Origin of the sequence: Pseudolabrys sp. Root1462, from assembly GCF_001426945.1 — a bacterium.
In the GTDB taxonomy this organism is placed as follows: Bacteria; Pseudomonadota; Alphaproteobacteria; order Rhizobiales; family Xanthobacteraceae; genus Pseudolabrys.
Genome location: NZ_LMFS01000001.1, coordinates 379,818 through 398,063 on the forward strand (window position 1 = coordinate 379,818; position 18,246 = coordinate 398,063).

Sequence of the window (18,246 nt, forward strand, 5' to 3'; positions counted from 1 at the left end):
CCGGCCATGAGCGTAACCACCGGACCCGCAGCAATGTCTCTCGGTGACGGTCACGCCGCAGCGTTGCGCCGGGACCGCACGATCGAGCGCTGGCTGATGCTGTCGCTCGCGGCGCCGGCGCTGTTGCTTGTATTCGTATGCTTGATCGTGCCGGTCGGCTGGCTGTTCTATCTGTCGTTCTTCACCGATGGCGGTGTCGCCACGCTGCACAACTACCGGAACCTCGTCGAACAGCCGTCCTATGCGCGCATCTTCTGGACCACGTTCAAGGTGAGCGCGCTCACCACGGCGATCTGCGCCGTGCTTGGCTATCCGCTGGCCTATTTCATGTCGCAACTCTCGGCGCGCGCCGCCAATCTGTGCATAATCCTGGTGCTGCTGCCGTTCTGGACGTCGCTGCTGGTGCGCACTTATGCGTGGCTGGTGCTGCTGCAGCGCACCGGTCTGATCAACACCTGGGGCATGCAGCTCGGCCTGTGGTCGGAACCGCTGGCCCTGGTCAACAACATGACCGGGACATTGATCGGCATGGTCCACATCATGCTGCCGTTCATCGTCCTGCCGCTGTACGGCAGCATGCGCACGATCGACCGTACGCTGGTGCAGGCCGCGGCCAACCTCGGCGCCAGCCCGGTGCAGAGTTTTGTCCGAGTGTTCCTGCCGCTATCGCTGCCGGGGCTGACCGCCGGCGCGCTGGTCGTGTTCATTCTTTGCCTCGGCTTCTACATCACGCCGGAGGTGCTCGGCGGCGGCCGGGTCACCATGGTGTCGAGCCGGATCGCAACCGATATCGACACTTTCCTGAACTGGGGCTCGGCCAGCGCGCTCGGCGCGGTGCTGCTGCTGCTGACGCTGATTCTGCTGTGGGTAGCCTCGCGCCTCGCGAAAGGTCTTTCGTTGGTGGGAGCGGGGCACTGACATGAGCTGGCTCGACAAGCCCGCGACGGAAACGCAGATCACGCATCGTTCGCGGCTGTGGCTCTATGCGCTGGTCGTCGTGCTGTTCGCTTTCCTGGTGCTGCCGACGCTGCTCGTCATTCCGATGTCGTTCTCGGAATCGCAATATCTCGAATTTCCGCCGCGGCATTTGTCGTTGCGGTGGTATGAGGCCTATTTCAACTCGCGCTCGTGGATGCATGCGACGGCGACGTCGTTCAAGGCGGCGACGCTCACCGTGATCGTGGCGACTCCGCTCGGCACCATCGCGGCTTATGGGCTGTACAACGCCGAGCTGGCGACGGCACGGCTGGTGTCGCTGCTGCTGATCACGCCGATCGTCATTCCGATCATCCTGGTCGGCACCGCGATCTTCTATGCGTATGTGCGACTCAAGCTGGTCAACTCATTGATCGGCGTCGTGCTGGCGCACAGCATTCTGGCGATCCCGATCGTCATCATGATCGTGACGTCGGCGCTGAAGAGCTTCGACATGAATCAGGAGCGGGTCGCGCGCAGTCTCGGCGCCTCGCGGGTCACGGCGTTTTTCACGGTGGTGATGCCGCAGATCAAGTTCGCGGTGCTGACCGCCGCGGTGTTGTCGTTCCTGACGTCGTTCGACGAAGTCATCGTCTCGCTGTTCGTGTCGGGCGGCGAGAATTCGACGCTGACCCGCATCATGTTCACGGCGCTGAGAGATCAGATCGACCCGACCATCGCCGCGATTTCCACGATCATGATCGTGGTCACCAGCCTGTTGCTGGCGCTGGCACAGATGTTCGGCCGGCAAGCGAAGCCCTGAACGCAGCGCCACCGGCCGTCTCTCTTACTTCATCTCGCCGCGAAAGGCCTTGTCGAGCAGGGCGCGCGCCGCCGCTTCGGTCAGCGGCACCGGATTGCCGCCGGCTGTAGGATCGTCCGGCGCCATCCTGGCGACGAGATCGAATTGCGATTCATCGACGCCGAATTCCTTCAGCGTATGCGGCACGCCGAGCGCTTTGCGAAAATCCATGACCCAGGCGAGGAAAGCATCGAAGTTCGGCGCAAGTCCAAGATAGGCGGCAAGCCGCCCGATCTTGGCTTCGATCGCCGGGCGGTTGAACACCAGCACATAAGGCATGAACACCGCATTGGTCATGCCGTGATGCGTGTCGTACAGCGCACCGACCGGATGCGACAAGGCGTGAATGGCGCCGAGGCCTTTCTGAAAGGCGGTCGCACCCATCGCCGCCGCTGACATCATGTGCGCGCGTGCCTCGAGATCGCTGCCGTTTTGATAAGCGCGCGGCAGATAGTCTTTGGCAAGGCGGGCGCCTTCGACCGCGATGCCGTCACCCATCGGATGATAGAACGGCGAACAATAGGCTTCGATACAATGTGCCAGCGCATCCATGCCGGTGCCGGCAGTGATCTTCGGCGGCATGCCGGCGGTCAGTTCCGCGTCGCAGATCGTCACCTTCGGCATCATGCCGGGATGGAAGATCACCTTCTTCGAATGCGTTGCCTGCTGCGTGATGACGCCGGCGCGACCGACTTCCGAGCCGGTTCCGGCAGTGGTTGGTACGGCGATCACCGGTGCGATGCCTTTCGGATCGGCGCGCGTCCACCAGTCGCCGATGTCTTCGAAGTCCCACATCGGCCGCGTCTGTCCGGCCATGAAGGCGATGACCTTGCCGGCGTCAAGCGCCGAACCGCCGCCGAAGGCGATAACGCTGTCATGGCCGCCGGCCTTGAGCACCTTGAGCCCGGCTTCGACATTGGCATCATTCGGATTGGATTTGACGTCGGAGAACACGCCGACGCCGAGCCCGGCGTCGCGCAATCCCTTGACGACGGACTGCGTCATCGGCTGCGCCGCGAGGAACGGATCGGTCACCAGCAAAGGCTTGGCGAAACCGAGATCCTTGCAGACCTGCGGCAGTTCCTTGATGCGGCCGGCGCCGAAGCGCACCGACGTCGGATAATTCCAGTTGGCGGTAGGCGAGGTGGACATTGAAAACTCTGTTGCGTGAGTGTTGAGATGAGCGGAAACGATATGAACGCTCAGGACAAGGCCCTGAGATGGAAGCTCTTGGCGCGCGTGAGCATGTCGTAGCCGATTTCCGACAGGCTGACGCCGCGGCCGGTATCCTTGACGCCGGTCCAGGCGAGCGCCGGATCGAGATAATCGCAGCGGTTCATGAATACGGTTCCGGTCTCAACCTGCTGGCCGATCGACAACGCGGCGGCTTCGTCGGAAGTCCAGATTGCCGCGGTGAGGCCGTAAGGGCTGTCATTCATCAGCCTGATCGCTTCGTCGTCGTTTGAGACTTTCATGATGCCGACGACCGGTCCGAAGTTCTCGACCGTCATCAATTCCATGCTGTGATCGACTTCGGTGAGCACTTGCGGCATCACGTAGGTGCCACGGCCTTCATCGGCAGGAAACAGCTTCGGATCGATGTGGCTGCGCGTGCCTTTGGCGATAGCGTCCTTGATCTGGCGGCGCACGACGTCGGCGCCGCGTGGCGTCGCCATCGGCCCGAGCGTCGTCGTCTCATCAAGCGGATTGCCGAGCTTGTAGCTGCTGGTCAGTTCGACGAAGCCCGCGACGAAGTCGTCATAGAGCGAGTCGTGGACATAGATGCGCTCGATGCCGCAGCAACACTGCCCGGAGTTGAAGAAGGCGCCATCGACCAGATTTTCCACGGCGTGCTTGAGGTTGGCGTCGGCGCGCACATAGGCGGGGTCCTTGCCGCCGAGTTCGAGCCCGAGCGTTGTGAATGTCCCTGCCGCCGCGCGTTCGATCGCCTGTCCGCCGGCGACCGAGCCGGTGAAGTTGGCGTGATCCACCGCGCCGCTCGACAGAATGCGCGCGGTGTCGTCATGGGTCAGCACCAGATTGGCGAACAGGCCGGGCGGCAGATCGGCGGCGCGCATCGCCTTGTCGAAACGCTCGCCGACCAGAATGGTTTGCGCCGCATGCTTGAGGATGACGGCATTGCCCGCGACCAGCGCCGGGACGACGCTGTTGACCGCGGTGAGATACGGGTAATTCCACGGCGCGATGACGAGAACGACGCCGGCCGGCGTTTTGTCGATGAAGCGCGTGAAGCCTTCGATCGGTTTGGGCACATGCGGCTTGAGCGCGTCCGGCGCGATCGCGATCATGTGGCGTGCGCGTTCTTCGAATGGCCTGAATTCGCCGCCCCACTTCACCGGGCGGCCCATCTGCCGGGCGATCTCCGGTACGACCTCCTGGTTCATCGCCAGCATGGCATCGACAAAGGCGGTCATCTTCGCCATGCGGGTCGCGAGCGGCACTTTTGCCCACTGCTTCTGTGCCTGACGCGCGGCGGTGAGAGCGGCATCAATGGTGGCAGCGCTGGCGGAGGGCCGGCGCGCGACTTCGCGGCCGTCGATGGGCGAGATGCAGACAACGTCGGTCATGGTGAGGTCCGGAACAGGAGAGAAAGGAAAAGCGAGGCGCGCGATCGCGGCTTCGGCTCAGATGATCTCGAAGTAGCGTTGCATTTCCCAGTCGGTGATGGCGCGGCGGAATTCGCGTTCTTCCCACTCGCGCGTCGCGGCGTAGTGCTCGACGAAGGCATCGCCGTACAAGGCGCGTGCCGGAGCCGACGCCTTAAGGCGCTGCGCGGCGTCCCACAAGGTGCGCGGCAGCGCGCGGTCCGCCGGCAGCTTCACCTCATAGGCATTGCCGGTCATCGGCGCACCGGGCTCGATGCGGTGCTCGATGCCCCACAGGCCCGAGCCGATCGCCGCCGCCATGGCGATGTACGGATTGATGTCGGCTGCGGCGACGCGATACTCGACGCGCTGCGATTTCTCCGAACCTTCGATGACGCGCAGCGCCGTGGTGCGGTTGTCGACCGACCAGGCGGAGTCGGTCGGTGCCCAGAAACCGGGGATGAGCCGCGTATAGCTGTTCACCGTGCAGGCCACCATCGCCAGCAATTCCGGCATCAGCGCCTGCTGGCCGCCGACATACCAGCGCATGATGTCCGACATGCCGTGCGGCTTGCCGGCGTCGTGGAACACTCCCTTGCCGGATTTGAGATCCTGCAGCGAGGTATGCAGGTGGCCGGATTGACCCGGCCATTCATGCGACGACTTGGCCATGAACGAAGCCATCCAGCCGCGCTTCTGCGCCAGCACTTTGGTGTAGGTCTTGAACAGCGCCGCCTTGTCGGCGGCAATCAGCGCCTCATCGACGCGGATCGCGGCCTCGAGCACGCCGGGACCGGTCTCGGTGTGCAGGCCCTCGATCTCGAAATTCATATCGCGCGCGAGATCGAGCAAGTCGCGATAGAAGTCGGCATGCACCGAGCTGCGCAGCATCGAATAACCAAAGTAGCCCGGCGTGATGTTCTTCAGGTTGCGGTAATTCTTCTCGCGCACCGAATGCGGCGTCTCTTCGAACAGAAAGAACTCGAACTCCGCCGCGGCGTTGACGCGAAAGCCCATGTCCTTGGCACGTTGCAACACGCGGCGCAGCGTGCCGCGCGGGCAAACCTCCTGCCACTTGTCGGCGAATTCGCAGAGCACCAGCGGCAGGTCGTCCTCGAGCGGCAGGATGCGCAACGTCTCGGGCAGCATGCGCACCGCGGCGTCCGGATAGCCGGAGTGCCAGCCGGTGACTTTGACGTTATCGTAAAGCTGATCGTTGCTGTCCCAGCCGACCACCACGTCGCAAAAGCCGAGGGCTTTATCGATCGAGCTTTCGAATTTGTCGCGGCCGATATACTTGCCGCGGAACACCCCATCGATGTCGAACAGGCCGACCCGGACATAGGGCAGGTCGCGCTGGCGCACGTAATCAATCGCTTCCTGAGCGGATTTAATGGTCGGAATGTCTCGCATGGTGCCCCTCGAAAACCTCTAGAAAGGATAGCAAAAAGGGGACGTTTCCGACAGGGAAAAAGAAGAATATTCAGTAGCTTACATCAATATTGGCGCCTGTTTTTCAGGCCTTGAATCTCTCCCAGGTTGCGATTTCGATGCGGTCAACCCCGCGCGCTGCTTTATCTCGAACGGGCTCGTCGGGCGCGACGCTTTTTAGGAGTTAAAGCCGCAAAACGTCGATAGAGGGGGCGCGCGCAAGCCAGCATAGGTGCGCGTCATGGCTTGCGCCCGCGGGCGGCGAATTCGTCAGGCCTCGACCACAACCTGCGGTTTTCCGTCGGCGATGTCGCCGATGATGCGCGCGGCGGGGTAGCCGGCGGCCTTGATGGTCCCCAGAATCGTGTCGGCTTGCACCGCCGCGCAGGCCACGAGCAGTCCGCCCGAGGTCTGTGGATCGCACAAGAGCTGACGCTGCCAGTCCGGCATGTCGTTCGGCAGCACGACGCTGCTGTCGTAGCTTTTCCAGTTTCGCCCCGAGGCGCCGGTAACGAAGCCCTGCTGTGCCAGGCTCGCCGCCTCATTGAGAAGCGGCAGCGCCTCGGCTTTCACGTTCACGGTCTTGCCCGAGCCGCGCGCCATCTCCAGCGCGTGGCCGAGCAGGCCGAAGCCGGTGACGTCGGTCATCGCGTGCACGGCACTTTCCCTGGCGAGCTTTGCCCCGACGCGATTGAGCAGGGTCGTCGTCGCAATGAACTCATCGTAGGCCTGGCGCGACAGCGCGCTTTTCTTGAACGCCGCCGAATAGATGCCGACGCCGAGCGCCTTGGTGAGGATGAGCTTGTCGCCGGCCTTGGCGTCGGCGTTCCGGCGGATGTCGCTTTTCACCGCGGTGCCGATGACGGCGAGACCGTAGATCGGCTCCGGCGAGTCGATCGAGTGGCCGCCGGCGATGGGAATGCCGGCCGTTTCGCAAACCGCAACGCCGCCTTCGAGGATCTGTCGCACCATTTCCGGCGGGATCTTGTCGACCGGCATGCCGAGAATGGCGAGCGCCATGATCGGCGTGCCGCCCATGGCATAGACATCGGATATGGCGTTGGTGGCGGCGATGCGGCCGAAGTCGCGCGCGTCATCCACCATCGGCATGAAGAAGTCGGTGGTGGCGATGATGCAAGTCCCGTTGTCCAATTCCCACACCGCGGCATCGTCGCCGGTTTCGACGCCGACCAGCAACTGCTTGTAGGGCGACACCGTCGGATGGCTGGACAGCAATTGCTGCAGCACCGACGGTGCCAGTTTGCAGCCGCAGCCGCCGCCGTGAGAGAGGTGGCTGAGCCGGATCGGTTGTTGAATGTTCACGGCGAATCTCCTTGGTCAACTGGCTGCGCGCTCGAGATTGGCGGGATAGAGACCGCGCCACGCCGCGGCGAGCAACGTGGCGGTGCTGTCGATGTCTTCGGCTGTCGTATGGCGGCCGAGCGAAAGCCGGACCGTACCAAGCGCGGCATCGCGCGGAATACCGAGTGCCAGCAGGATCGCCGAAGGCTCTTCGCTATCGGCGTGGCAGGCGGAGCCGTTTGACGCGAGCACGCCCGGGCAGCAGGCAAGCAATTGCCGTCCCGATACGCCGGGAAACAGGACGTTCAGCGTGTTCGGCAGCCGTTCGGTCGGATGGCCGACCAGCGCCAGGCCGGGCACGGTCTGAGTGAGCTTATCCAACAGACGCGCGTTGAGCGCGCGCATGCGCGGCTCGGCTTCGGCGAGCGCCGCGCGCGCCAGCCGGCAGGCTTCGCCGACGCCGACGATGTAGGGCACGTTTTCGGTGCCGGGCCGGCGGCCGTGCTCCTGGCCGGCGCCGACCAGCAGCGGCGGAAGTTCGACGCCGTCGCGGATATAAAGCACGCCGATTCCCTTTGGCGCATAAAGCTTGTGCGCGGCGATCGACAACAGATCGCCGCCGAGCGCATCGACATCGACCGGTATCTTGCCGAGCGATTGCGCCACATCGACATGCACCAGCGCGCCGGCGGCGTGCGCCTGCCGGGCGATGTCCGCGACAGGCTGCAGCATGCCGATCTCGTTCTGCGCGTGGATAATGGTGACGAGCGCGGTGTCGGTGCCGATCAGGGCGGAAGCATCGGCGGCATCGACCCGGCCGTCGACCTTCGCCGCGAGGCGGCGGATCGGATGACCGGCGCGTTCGAGCAAGGCGCAGCAGGCGTCGGTCGCCGGGTGCTCGATGTTGGTGGTGACGACCGCGCGGCGCGCCGGGTTCATGGTTGCGGCGCCGCGGATCGCCATGTTGCTGGCTTCGGTGCCGCCGCTCGTGAACACGATCTCATCGGCGGCGGCGCCGATCAGCGCCGCCACTTCAACTCGCGCGCGCTCAACTGCATCATGCGCCGGCTCGCCGAGCGCATGCGCCGAAGACGGGTTGCCGAATCGTTCGCGCAGATAAGGCAACATCGCCTCCAGGACCTGCGGATCGATTGGCGTCGTCGCATTGTTGTCGAGATAGATTGGTTGAAGCGGCGGCGCCATCGTTCAACCTCGCTTCACGATGGTGAAGACGTAGAGCTCGGCCTTGCGCTCTTGCGCGCTCAACGTGTTGCCGGTCTGACGGCAGAAATGGGGAACGTCGATGACGGTGAGCGGGTCGGTGCATTCGAGCACCAGGGCGTCTCCCGCCGCCAAGTTGCGCAGCGCTTTCTTGGCGCGCAGCACCGGCTGCGGACAACGCAAGCCGCGTAGATCGAGAATGGTCTGGGCCGGCGCGGTCATTGCAGGGGGGCCGCGCCGGCGCAGCGCGACGCCGGGATTATTCCGGCGTCTGGCTCGGCGGGAATTGTTTGGCCGGCCCCTTGAGGTCCTCGCCGGTGGCGACCGGGGGCTGCGTCTTCGCGGCGTCTTGATCGTAGGCGGGGCCGCCTTGTCCGGTCGTCGAATGACCCGGATTGGTCTTGTCGAGCGTGCTGCCGCCGGTTTCCGGATGCGCACCGGTCCAGCCGGTCGAGCCCTTGTTCTGCGGCGCGTCGCCGCTGCTGCCAGAACCGCTTTGCGCCAGCGCCATCGACGAAAACGCCAATGAAACCGCTGCTACCAATATGACTGTTCGCATAGCCGTCTCCGATGAAGAAGATGACGGCCAATGCGCCAGCCGCCGGAATAGTTCCGGGCTGGGATGTGATAGTCCGAAGCGGACGCCGCAAGAACGGCGTCCGCAGATACTGGTCGTAAGAAATCACGCTGCTGTGACTTCCTTGGCGATGATGCTGTATTTGAAATTATCCGGGTCGAGGCAATCGGGCCGGTTCGGGCCGCATTCCGCTTGCGGATACATCAAGAAGCCGAGCCGCGGTCCATCCGAGCCCGGCAGCGCCACGTCGTGGGCGAAATTGTAAGCCAGCCAGTTGCCTTCCCAGCCGCCGAGCAGCGTCTTGCGCGCATCGACGACCTTCGGATTATCGATCGTCAGATTGCCCGGCGGCTCCTCGAGCATCACCTTGCGTACGTCGGCCGGATCGCTGGCGATCCAGCCGTGGCCGGTGATGAAGGTTTCGGCGCGGCAGTGCTGCGCTTTGGTAATGTTAGCGGAGCTAGCGCCCAGGCTCTTGTAGCCGAATTGCGACGGCGCCACGCGGATGCCATAGACATCGCGCGCCGGCAGATCGCTGGCACGGGCCAATCCGACATAAAGTGCATTGAGGTCGGCGCACTTGCCGGAGAGGTTGCCGGTCTTGAGCATCGAGGCGATGTCGCCGATGCCGCAACCGCGGGTCTTGGGATCGCGAACCGTGTTCTCCACCACCCATTCGTAGATCGCGCGGGCCTTGTCGAGATCGGTCTTGGCGCCGGCGGTGATCTTGTCGGCGGTCTGCTTGACGATACCGTCGATCGGAATCAGGTCGGTGCCTTCGGTATAGTGCTTGCGGTCGGCCGCCGACAGGTCGGCAACGGTGCCGGGATTGCTCAGATCGACGGCCCGGTCGCGAGTCGAAATCCGGCTGGTCACCTGGATGACCGGAGCGGCTTCGCCGTCCTTCCACTCAGCGGCCACGAATTCCGCACCATATTTCGGCTCGCGCGCCAGTGTCGCGCCGCCATTGGTGGTCCATTCGCTGCCAAGCGACTTGAACCATTCGGCTTCATTGACGGCGGGAACGGGAATCCAGGCCCGCGTTTTGCCTTCTGGTTTGGCGATTTCCAGTTTCGTCACGATCTCGAAGGTGCGCCAGTTGCCCGGCGTTGGATTGAAAGTGCCGGCTGCGGAAGCAAAGCGCGGCAGGCCGGCAGTCAAGGTGACGGCGGCGCCGGCCTTCAGAAGCGTGCGACGATCGAGATTCATCGTGGTTCTCCTTGAGTGATTAGGCTTTGTTGGACGGAAATGTGAGGGCGCGGCGAAGCAAGCCGCTCTATCAGTTTCGTCGGGTCGACCGTGTCCCACGCAAAATCGCTCTCGACGATCAGCCTGGACTCGTGTCCCGCATTTAGGACGACGGTTGATGGCAATGCCGAGATGGACCAGGCGCGCGCCACGGCCCGGTCGCGGTCCATCAGGACAGGAAAGGTGACGCCGGTGGCCTCGATCAAGCGCCGTAATGGCGCATCGACGTCGGCAACGGCGATGGCGATCACCCTCAAGCCGGGCGCGCCGCGGTCGGCCAGGCGTTTGAGCGCGGGCAGTTCGTCGCGGCAGGATTCGCACCAGCTCGCGAAGAAGTGAACCAGGATCGTGTCGCCCGACTGCTCGGCTAATGACACCGCCGCGCCCGGTGCGGCGCCAAATTGCGGCAGCGTGAAAGCGGGAGGAGGTGGGCCCGCCCAGGGCGCCATCTCGGCTGCGCGCACGGGCGCAGCAAACACGGCAAACACCATGAGCGCGACAAGAACCGTCGTCGCACTCGTCAAAGCGTCGACCGAACGAAAGTATGATACGCCCCGAAACTCGGGAGCTGCGCATGACACCACAACAAGAATACTGCTCTCGTCGTTGGCCGGCGGTCAATCGGTCAATACGTTGTAGGCGTGCGCGATGGTAACGTCATATGCACGCGCTTGGCCGTCGCCATGAGCCTTGGCGGCACACCAAAGCCTTCAATGTAGTCAGAACATTAAAGTCGATAGAACGAGACTATGAATTTTCGCGAATGCGGATGCATTTTCGCATTTCGCATTGCGGTAAGCTATCAAACTACTGTGACAAATTCGCACGTAGTTTGACATTGTAACCCTTCAAAAATAGCTTTCCTTGTGCGCGTGTTCGCGCGCCGCGGCAGGTTTGGAGAAACGCCGTCGCGTCTGTCCCCTGGCAGGGGCCAAAGCTCTCGAGGAGGGCAAAGTCGATGAATATGGAGCTCTCGCGGCGCCAATTGTTGAAGGGCGTCAGCGTGGGTATTGCCGGTACGACGCTCGGCGCGCTTGGCTTCGGAGATATTGAAGAAGCCTTCGCAAGTTCCATCCGACCCTGGAAGCTTGCGAACCTGACCGAGACCCGCAACACCTGCACCTATTGTTCGGTCGCCTGCGGAATCATCATGTATTCCAAGGGTGATCTGAAGAAGGGCGAAAAAGCCGACATCGTTCATATCGAAGGCGATCCGGACCATCCAACCAATCGCGGCACCTTGTGCCCGAAGGGCGCCGGCCTCCTCGACATGGTTCACGCCAAGACGCGCACGCTTTATCCGCAAGTCCGCAAGCCGGGCTCGGACAAGTTCGAGCGCATTTCGTGGGATCAGGCGCTCGATCGTATCGCCCGCCTGATGAAGGACGATCGAGACAAGAATTTCGTGGCCAAGAACGCCGATGGCGTCACCGTCAACCGGTGGCTGACCACGGGTTTCCTGGCCGCATCCGCGACAACCAACGAAACGGCCTGGGCCACTTACAAAGTGGTGCGCGCGGCCGGCATGCTGGCGTTCGATAACCAAGCGAGAGTCTGACACGGACCGACGGTGGCCAGTCTGGCCCCAACATTCGGTCGCGGTGCGATGACGAACTCTTGGACGGACATCAAGAACACCGACCTCGTTGTCATCATGGGTGGCAACGCCGCGGAAGCGCATCCGTGCGGCTTCAAGTGGGTCACCGAGGCGAAGGCCAACCGTGGCGCCAAGCTGATCGTCGTCGACCCGCGCTTCACGCGCTCGGCTTCGGTCGCGGACTATTACGCGCCGATCCGCCAGGGCACCGACATCGCGTTCCTGCTCGGCGTCATCAACTACTGCATGGCGAACGACAAGGTGCAGTGGGACTATGTCAAGGCGTTCACCAACGCGCCTTACATCGTCAAGGAGGGCTTCACCTACAAGGACGGCCTGTTCACCGGCTATGACGAGGCCCGGCGCGACTACAATCGCTCCACCTGGGACTATGAGCTGGGCGACGACGGCTATGTAAAGTCCGACCTCAACCATCCGCGCAGCGTCTGGAGCCTGCTCAAGCAGCATGTTTCGGTCTATACGCCCGAGATGGTCGAGCGCATTTGCGGCACGCCGAAGGACAAGTTCCTGAAGGTCGCGCAGATGATCTCGGAGTGCTCGACGCCGACCAAGACGATGACGTCGATGTACGCGCTCGGCTGGACCCAGCACTCCAAGGGCTCGCAGAACATCCGCGCCATGGCGATGCTCCAGTTGATCCTGGGCAATATCGGCGTGCGCGGCGGCGGCATGAACGCCTTGCGCGGTCACTCCAACATCCAGGGGCTGACCGACCTCGGGCTGATGTCGAACTTGATCCCGGGTTATCTGACGATCCCGACGGAGAAGGAAACGACCTTCGACCAATATATGTCGACCCGCGGCTTCAAGCCGTTGCTGCCGAACCAGATGAGCTACTGGCAGAACTACAAGAAGTTCTTCGTCAGCTTCCTGAAGTCGATATGGGGCGACGCCGCGACGGCGGAGAACGGCTTTGCCTACGACTATCTGCCCAAGCTCGACGTGCCGAGCTACGACGTGCTGCGCATCTTCGAGCTGATGCACGAAGGCAAGGTGAACGGCTACTTCTGCCAGGGCTTCAACCCGCTGCTGTCGTTCCCGAATCGCAAGAAGCTCACTGCGGCGCTGTCGAAGCTCAAGTTCCTCGTCATCATGGATCCGTTGCAGACGGAGACCGCGCGGTTCTGGCAGAATCACGGCGAATACAACGACGTCAACTCGGCCTCGATCCAAACCGAGGTGATCGAACTGCCGTCGACCTGCTTCGCCGAGGACGAGGGCTCGCTCACCAACTCCGGCCGCTGGCTGCAGTGGCATTGGGCCGGCGGCACGCCGCCGGGCGAGGCCAAGCACGACACCTGGATCATGGCGCAGATCTTCCTGCGTCTGAAGGCGCTGTACGAGAAGGAGGGCGGCGCCTTTGCCGAGCCGCTCGTCAAGCTCGACTGGCGCTACAAGGATCCGGGCGAACCAACGCCGGAAGAACTGGCCAAGGAGATGAACGGCTCCGCCATCGCCGACGTGCCGGATCCGAACGATCCCACCAAGCTGGTGCTGCAGAAAGGCAAGCAGCTCGTGTCCTTCGCCGCCCTGCGCGATGACGGCACGACAGCCTGCGGCTGCTGGATCTACTCCGGCTGCTTCAACGAAGCCGGCAACAACATGGCGCGCCGCTCGACCGCCGATCCCGACGGCACCGGCGCCTATCTCAACTGGTCGTGGTCATGGCCGGTCAACCGCCGCATCCTCTACAATCGCGCCTCCGCCGACATCAACGGCAAGCCGTGGGACGACAGCCGCAAACTGCTGTGGTGGGACGGCGCCAAGTGGACCGGCTACGACGTGCCCGACATTGCCCCGACGGCAAAGCCGGGCGAGGTCGGACCGTTCATCATGAACCCGGAGGGCAGCGCCCGTCTGTTCACCCGCGGCATGATGCGCGACGGCCCGTTCCCGGCGCATTACGAACCGTTCGAGGCGCCGATCGCCAATGTGCTGGCACCCAAGGTTCGCGGCAACCCGGTCGCCCGCGTGTTCAAGGGTGACATGGAGCAGTTCGGCGACGCCAAGGAGTTCCCTTACGCGGCGACCTCCTACCGCCTCACCGAGCACTTCCACTTCTGGACCAAGCATTCGCAGTTGAATGCGTCCATGCAGCCGGAGTTCTTCGTCGAGATCAGCGAACAGCTGGCCAAGGAGAAGAACATCACCAACGGCGGCTGGGTGCGGGTGTGGTCGAAGCGCGGTTCGGTGAAGGCGAAAGCCGTCGTCACCAAGCGCATTCAGCCGCTGATCTGCGACGGCAAGGCGGTCCACGTCGTCGGCATTCCGCTGCACTGGGGCTTCATGGGCGAAACCAAGAAGGGCTTCGGTCCGAACTCGCTCACGCCCTATGTCGGCGACGCCAACATCGAGACGCCGGAATACAAGGCGTTTCTCGTCGATATCGAGCCCATCGCGTCCGGGCCGGTGGCATAGGGGGAGGAAACGATGGCGAACTTCGAATTCGTTCTTCCTCCGGCGCCGACCAAGGACATCAAGGTCGGGCTCGGCGACGGCGATCTGGTAAAGCGCTCGGCGTCGACCGTATCGCCGCCGGCGAAAGCTCTGACGCCGGTGGCCAAGCTCATCGACGTGTCGAAATGCATCGGCTGCAAGGCCTGCGAGGTGGCGTGCCTCGAGTGGAACGACAAGCGCACGCCGGTCGGCGTCAATGTCGGATCGTACGATTTTCCGCCCGATCTGACGCCCGACATGTTCACGGTGATGAAGTTCACCGAGTGGGTGAACCCTGAGACCAAGAACCTCGAATGGCTGATCCGCAAGGACGGCTGCATGCATTGCGAGGACCCGGGCTGCCTCAAGGCTTGTCCCGCGCCCGGCGCCATCGTGCAGTACAGCAACGGCATCGTCGACTTCGACCACGACAAGTGCATCGGCTGCGGCTACTGCGTGAAGGGTTGTCCCTTCAACATTCCGCGCATCAGCGAGGTCGATCACAAGGCCTACAAGTGCACTCTCTGCTCCGATCGCGTCGCCGTCGGCCAGGGTCCGGCTTGCGCCCATGCCTGTCCGACCCACGCGATCGTGTTCGGCACCAAGGACGAAATGAAGAAGCATGCGGACGACCGCATCAAGGATCTCAAGTCCCGCGGTTTTGCCAATGCCGGGCTGTACGACCCGCCGGGCGTCGGCGGCACGCATGTCATGTACGTCCTGCATCATGCCGATCAGCCGCAGATCTACGCCAACCTGCCGAAAGACCCGCGTATCAGCCCGATCGTTGAACTGTGGAAGGGCATGACTAAATATGCGGGCCTGGCGGCGATGGGCGCCTTTGCGGTGATCGGTCTCGTCCACCATGTCGTCACGGGCGCCAATCGCGTGTCGCCCGAGGATGAGGCCAATGCCGAGAAACTCACCGGGGACCGGCGATGACAACCTATGACGTCGAGAGTGGCGATCAGGTCCATCCGGGCCAGCCGGTGACCGTGGACCGCTACACGGCGGGCGCGCGGCTCAACCACTGGATCACCGCGATCTCGCTGGTGTTGCTGGCGCTGTCGGGGCTCGCGTTGTTCACGCCGAGCCTCTACTTCCTCACCGGCTTGTTCGGCGGCGGCCAGTGGACGCGGACGATCCATCCGTGGATCGGCGTCGTGCTGTTCGTCTCTTTCTTTGGGCTGTTCGTCAGGTTCTGGCGAGCGAACCTGTGGAAGGCCGAGGACGGCACCTGGATGGCGCGCCTGCGCGACGTGATCGGCGGGCACGAGGAGAATCTGCCTGAAGTCGGCAAGTACAATGCCGGCCAGAAGGTGGTGTTCTGGGCGATGTCGATCCTGATCCTCGTCCTGATCGTCAGCGGCTTCGCCATCTGGGATCAGTACTTCGCGCAATATACCACCATCGATCAGAAGCGCTGGGCTGTCCTGATTCACGCCATGGCCGCGGTCACAATCATTTGTGTCTGGATCGTTCATGTCTATGCGGCGATCTGGGTTCGCGGTACCATCGGCGCCATGACCAAAGGGCAGGTGACCGGCGGCTGGGCCTGGCGGCATCACCGCAAGTGGTTGCGCGAGTTGGTGAGCAAGAAGTAATTCGATACGGGAGCGCCGTCGCCTGTGGCGGCGTTCTCCAAACCACGTGACCCGGAGGGTTCGTGAAGTGAGTAGCATCAGTACGCCTCGGCATGAGCCTATCCCGATCGGGGAGATCGCCGAGCCGCCCTTTGCCAGACTCCCGGATCCCTCGACATTGTTCGCAACGCGCGCCGAGCGCTTCCGCTCTTTGGCGGATGGGCATCAGCTTGCGCCTTATCTGAATTTCCTTGCCGCGCTCAGCATGGCGCAGCATGAGGTCCAGCAAGGCCTGCCGGTGCCGGATATGCCGACGCCGGAAGCCAGGGCGCGGGCGAGCGAGCTCGGTATGCCGCCGCTGGATCGTGGCAAATTCACTACGGAGCCGGCCTTCGACGAGACGCTCGACGGTCTGTTCGCCCGCGCCGCTTCCATCGAGATGCCGGACGCGGCTCGCGTCGCGCTTCAGCGCGCCGGCGCCGCGGATGGCGGCAAGCGTGCGGCTATGGTGCGTGCCGTGCTCGACGACGCCATTCCGGTCGAGGCCCTGGCCGATCATCTGTTCGTCGCCGCCGCCCTGCAGGTGCACTTCGTGCGTCAGGCGGCAATGCTCGATGCCAAGAGTCTCAAGGAAGTCGGCGACGGCGCCTGTCCGTCCTGCGGCGGTGCGCCGGTGTCTTCGCTGGTGGTTGGCTGGGCCGGCGCGCACAACAGCCGCTATTGCGTCTGCTCGCTGTGCGCCACGCAATGGAATTATGTGCGCATCAAATGCACCTTGTGTGGTTCGACCAAGGGCATCAGCTATCACCACGTCGAACATGACAAGACGGTTCGCGCCGAGACCTGTGACACCTGCCATGGTTACGTGAAGATCATGCAGCAAATCCAGAATCCGGCACTCGATCCGGTCGCCGACGACGTGGCGAGCCTGGCGCTCGACCTCCTGGTGCGCGACCTCGGTTATCGCCGCGGTGCCGTCAATCCATTCATGCTCGGGTACTGAGACACGCGATGGACAAGCCTGTCTCTGCCCTTCGCAAACTGCCTTCGGTCGATGAGGTCATGCGCAGCGCGGCACTCGCCGAGGCTGTCACTCGTTACGGGCGCAGCGCGGCGGTGACAGCGGTTCGCGCGGTGCTCGGCGAAGCGCGGGAGCAGGGTGCAGCGTCGGCCGACGTGACGGAAGTGGCCCGCAGCGCGATGGCGCGGCTCGAAGCCGAGGCGCAGCCGAACCTCAAGCCGGTGTTCAATCTCACCGGTACGGTGTTGCACACCAATCTTGGCCGGGCGCTGATCGCCGAATCTGCGATCGAGGCGGCGACGGTGGCGATGCGCAATGCGGTGGCGCTGGAATTCGATCTCGGCGGCGGTCGTCGCGGCGAGCGCGACGAACTGGTGCGCGACCTGTTGTGCGAACTGACCGGCGCCGAGGACGCAACCATCGTCAACAACAATGCCGCGGCCGTGCTGCTGGTGCTCAACACCTTCGCCAAGGGCCGCGAAGCGATCGTTTCGCGTGGCGAGTTGATCGAGATCGGCGGCGCTTTCCGCATGCCGGAAATCATGAGCCGGGCCGGGGCCAAGCTGCATGAGATCGGCACCACCAACCGCACCCACAAGAAGGATTACGTCGCCGCGCTCTCGGACAAAATCGGCCTCATCCTGAAGGTGCACACCTCGAACTACCGTATCGAGGGCTTCACCAAGGAAGTGTCGCCGCGTGAACTCGCCGCGTTGGCGCACGAGCACTCGGTGCCGCTGGTCAACGACCTCGGCTCCGGCACCCTGGTCGATCTCACGCGTTTCGGCCTCAAGCACGAGCCGACGGTGGCGGAGGCAGTCGCCGAAGGCGCCGATCTCGTGACCTTCTCCGGCGACAAGCTGCTGGGCGGGCCGCAGACCGGCTTCATCGTCGGCCGCAAGGCGCTGATCGAGAAGCTCAACAAGAATCCGATGAAGCGCGCGCTGCGGGTCGACAAGATCCGGCTGGCCATGGTCGAGGCGACCTTACGGCTGTATCGCGATCCCGATCGGCTGGCCGAAAAGCTGCCGACCTATCGGCTGCTGGCGCGGCCCATCAAGGAGATGGAGGAGGTGGCGCGCCGCATCGTGCCAGTGTTGCAAGAGAAACTCGGCGCAGGCTTTGCGGTGAAGACAACGCCGTGCACCAGCCAGGTCGGCTCCGGCGCCTTGCCGGTTGAAACCTTGCCGAGCCTCGCTGTCGCTGTAACGGTTTCCGGTCGCGGCGGCGGCCGCGTGCTCACTTCGTTGTCGAACGCACTGCGCAAGCTGCCGGTGCCGGTGGTCGGCCGCATCGAGAAGGACGCGTTGCTGTTCGATCTGCGCTGCCTTGAAAACGTCGATGGCTTCCTCGCCAATCTCTCCACACTCAATGCGCCGGAGGCCGCGTGATGGGCCTGTTCGACGCACTGGCGAGACGAAAGCCG

General features: G+C 63.4%; 16 protein-coding genes. 7 read left to right on the forward strand and 9 right to left on the reverse strand.

The window, feature by feature from the left end; translation table 11 throughout:
- Nucleotides 1–6 precede the first annotated feature (6 nt).
- Nucleotides 7–918: an ABC transporter permease gene (locus tag ASD45_RS01710; protein ID WP_056909894.1), complete on the forward strand. Its 912-nt coding sequence runs from the start codon at nucleotides 7–9 to the stop codon at nucleotides 916–918.
- Between the two features lies 1 nt (nucleotide 919).
- The gene (locus ASD45_RS01715) at nucleotides 920–1,738 is read left to right on the forward strand and encodes an ABC transporter permease (RefSeq protein ID WP_056909895.1); all 819 of its coding nucleotides are present in this window, start codon (nucleotides 920–922) and stop codon (nucleotides 1,736–1,738) included.
- A 24-nt stretch (nucleotides 1,739–1,762) separates the two neighbouring features.
- Here ASD45_RS01715 and ASD45_RS01720 read toward each other — a convergent pair whose 3' ends face one another.
- The 9 genes from ASD45_RS01720 to ASD45_RS01760 all read right to left on the reverse strand — a co-directional run bounded on the left by ASD45_RS01720 (nucleotide 1,763) and on the right by ASD45_RS01760 (nucleotide 10,686).
- A complete protein-coding gene (locus ASD45_RS01720; protein WP_056909896.1) occupies nucleotides 1,763–2,929 on the reverse strand; it encodes an iron-containing alcohol dehydrogenase in 1,167 nt (388 codons plus the stop codon).
- A gap of 50 nt (nucleotides 2,930–2,979) precedes the next feature.
- Nucleotides 2,980–4,365, reverse strand: coding sequence for an aldehyde dehydrogenase family protein (locus ASD45_RS01725; protein WP_056909897.1), 1,386 nt, complete (start codon nucleotides 4,363–4,365; stop codon nucleotides 2,980–2,982).
- 57 nt (nucleotides 4,366–4,422) lie between these two features.
- Nucleotides 4,423–5,796 (reverse strand): glutamine synthetase, encoded by a 1,374-nt coding sequence (locus ASD45_RS01730; RefSeq protein ID WP_056909898.1) that lies wholly within the window; start codon nucleotides 5,794–5,796, stop codon nucleotides 4,423–4,425.
- 288 nt (nucleotides 5,797–6,084) lie between these two features.
- Complete coding sequence (selD, locus tag ASD45_RS01735) at nucleotides 6,085–7,131, reverse strand: selenide, water dikinase SelD (protein ID WP_156380905.1); 1,047 nt, start codon at nucleotides 7,129–7,131, stop codon at nucleotides 6,085–6,087.
- A gap of 21 nt (nucleotides 7,132–7,152) precedes the next feature.
- Nucleotides 7,153–8,319: a cysteine desulfurase family protein gene (locus tag ASD45_RS01740; protein ID WP_056909900.1), complete on the reverse strand. Its 1,167-nt coding sequence runs from the start codon at nucleotides 8,317–8,319 to the stop codon at nucleotides 7,153–7,155.
- A gap of 3 nt (nucleotides 8,320–8,322) precedes the next feature.
- Nucleotides 8,323–8,559, reverse strand: a complete 237-nt coding sequence (locus ASD45_RS01745; protein WP_056909901.1) for a sulfurtransferase TusA family protein — start codon at nucleotides 8,557–8,559, stop codon at nucleotides 8,323–8,325.
- Between the two features lie 37 nt (nucleotides 8,560–8,596).
- Nucleotides 8,597–8,896, reverse strand: coding sequence for a hypothetical protein (locus ASD45_RS01750; protein WP_156380672.1), 300 nt, complete (start codon nucleotides 8,894–8,896; stop codon nucleotides 8,597–8,599).
- 123 nt (nucleotides 8,897–9,019) lie between these two features.
- Nucleotides 9,020–10,123, reverse strand: a complete 1,104-nt coding sequence (locus tag ASD45_RS01755; protein ID WP_056909903.1) for a transglutaminase-like domain-containing protein — start codon at nucleotides 10,121–10,123, stop codon at nucleotides 9,020–9,022.
- Nucleotides 10,120–10,686, reverse strand: coding sequence for a TlpA disulfide reductase family protein (locus ASD45_RS01760; RefSeq protein ID WP_056909904.1), 567 nt, complete (start codon nucleotides 10,684–10,686; stop codon nucleotides 10,120–10,122). The genes ASD45_RS01755 and ASD45_RS01760 overlap by 4 nt, the downstream gene beginning before the upstream one ends.
- A gap of 434 nt (nucleotides 10,687–11,120) precedes the next feature.
- On the opposite strand from ASD45_RS01760, the gene fdnG reads away from it, so the two are divergent.
- The 5 genes from fdnG to selA all read left to right on the forward strand — a co-directional run bounded on the left by fdnG (nucleotide 11,121) and on the right by selA (nucleotide 18,211).
- Nucleotides 11,121–14,198, forward strand: a complete 3,078-nt coding sequence (gene fdnG, locus ASD45_RS01770; protein ID WP_156380673.1) for a formate dehydrogenase-N subunit alpha — start codon at nucleotides 11,121–11,123, stop codon at nucleotides 14,196–14,198.
- A 12-nt stretch (nucleotides 14,199–14,210) separates the two neighbouring features.
- On the forward strand, nucleotides 14,211–15,158 hold the full coding sequence (gene fdxH / locus ASD45_RS01775) for a formate dehydrogenase subunit beta (RefSeq protein ID WP_056909906.1): 948 nt from the start codon (nucleotides 14,211–14,213) through the stop codon (nucleotides 15,156–15,158).
- Entirely contained in the window at nucleotides 15,155–15,820 is a 666-nt protein-coding gene (locus ASD45_RS01780; RefSeq protein ID WP_056909907.1) for a formate dehydrogenase subunit gamma, read from the forward strand. The genes fdxH and ASD45_RS01780 overlap by 4 nt, the downstream gene beginning before the upstream one ends.
- A gap of 67 nt (nucleotides 15,821–15,887) precedes the next feature.
- On the forward strand, nucleotides 15,888–16,802 hold the full coding sequence (gene fdhE / locus ASD45_RS01785; RefSeq protein ID WP_056909908.1) for a formate dehydrogenase accessory protein FdhE: 915 nt from the start codon (nucleotides 15,888–15,890) through the stop codon (nucleotides 16,800–16,802).
- A gap of 8 nt (nucleotides 16,803–16,810) precedes the next feature.
- Entirely contained in the window at nucleotides 16,811–18,211 is a 1,401-nt protein-coding gene (selA, locus tag ASD45_RS01790; RefSeq protein WP_056909909.1) for an L-seryl-tRNA(Sec) selenium transferase, read from the forward strand.
- The last annotated feature ends 35 nt before the right edge of the window (nucleotides 18,212–18,246 follow it).